Genomic DNA, 1,180 nt, shown 5'->3' with positions numbered 1-1,180 from the left:
ATCAGGCGATGATCTTGGACACAACACCTGCGCCGACAGTGCGGCCACCTTCGCGGATCGCGAAGCGCAGTTTTTCTTCCATAGCGATCGGAGCGATCAGTTCGACTTCGAACTTCAGGTTGTCGCCCGGCATCACCATCTCGGTGCCAGCCGGCAGCTGAACGGTGCCGGTGACGTCGGTGGTGCGGAAGTAGAACTGCGGACGGTAGTTCGCGAAGAACGGGGTGTGACGGCCACCTTCTTCTTTGGTGAGGATATAGGCCTCAGCTTCGAACTTGGTGTGCGGGGTGACCGACTTCGGCTTCACCAGCACTTGGCCGCGCTCAACGCCTTCACGGTCGATGCCGCGCAGCAGCACGCCGACGTTGTCGCCAGCTTCACCACGGTCGAGCAGCTTGCGGAACATTTCCACACCGGTGCAGGTCGACTTCTTGGTTTCGCGGATGCCGACGATTTCAACTTCGTCGCCAACGTTGATCACGCCGCGCTCGATACGGCCGGTCACCACGGTGCCGCGGCCCGAGATCGAGAACACGTCTTCGATCGGCATCAGGAACGGCTGGTCAACAGCGCGTGCCGGGGTCGGGATGTAGCTGTCAACAGCAGCCAGCAGCTCGCGGATCGAGTTTTCGCCGATGTCCGGACGCTCGCCGATCAGCGCTTGGTGCGCCGAGCCTTTGATGACCGGAATGTCGTCGCCCGGGTAGTCGTAGGACGAGAACAGCTCGCGGATTTCCATCTCGACCAGCTCGAGCAGTTCCGGATCGTCAACCAGGTCGACCTTGTTCATGTAGCAGACCATGTAGGGGATACCCACTTGGCGGCCGAGCAGGATGTGCTCGCGGGTCTGCGGCATCGGGCCGTCCGAGGAAGCGCAAACCAGGATCGCGCCGTCCATCTGAGCCGCACCGGTGATCATGTTCTTAACATAGTCAGCGTGGCCGGGGCAGTCGACGTGTGCGTAGTGGCGGTTCTCGGTCTCATACTCGACGTGTGCGGTCGAGATGGTGATGCCGCGTGCGCGCTCTTCCGGTGCACCGTCGATTTGGTCATAGGCTTTGAAGTCACCAAAATATTTGGTGATCGCAGCGGTCAGCGTGGTTTTGCCGTGGTCAACGTGGCCAATCGTGCCGATGTTGACGTGCGGTTTGTTCCGTTCAAACTTTGCCTTTGCCATAGT

The 1,180-nt window shown here is 60.3% G+C and carries 1 protein-coding gene; it reads right to left on the bottom strand.

The window, feature by feature from the left end; genetic code table 11:
* Position 1 precedes the first annotated feature (1 nt).
* Positions 2 to 1,177 carry an elongation factor Tu gene (gene tuf / locus Q9295_RS17945; protein WP_306681959.1) on the bottom strand — a complete coding sequence of 392 codons (1,176 nt, stop codon included), beginning with the start codon at positions 1,175 to 1,177 and terminating at the stop codon, positions 2 to 4.
* Between the last annotated feature and the right edge of the window lie 3 nt (positions 1,178 to 1,180).

The organism is Pseudogemmobacter lacusdianii, from assembly GCF_030848395.1.
GTDB lineage: Bacteria > Pseudomonadota > Alphaproteobacteria > Rhodobacterales > Rhodobacteraceae > Pseudogemmobacter > Pseudogemmobacter lacusdianii.
Note: the sequence above shows the minus strand (reverse complement) of the source record. Positions and strands in the feature narration are given on the sequence as shown.

Coding starts and splice junctions, on each gene's coding strand:
- tuf (WP_306681959.1), bottom strand. CDS start 1,177: ATGGCAAAGGCAAAGTTTGAACGGAACAAACCGCACGTCAACATCGGC.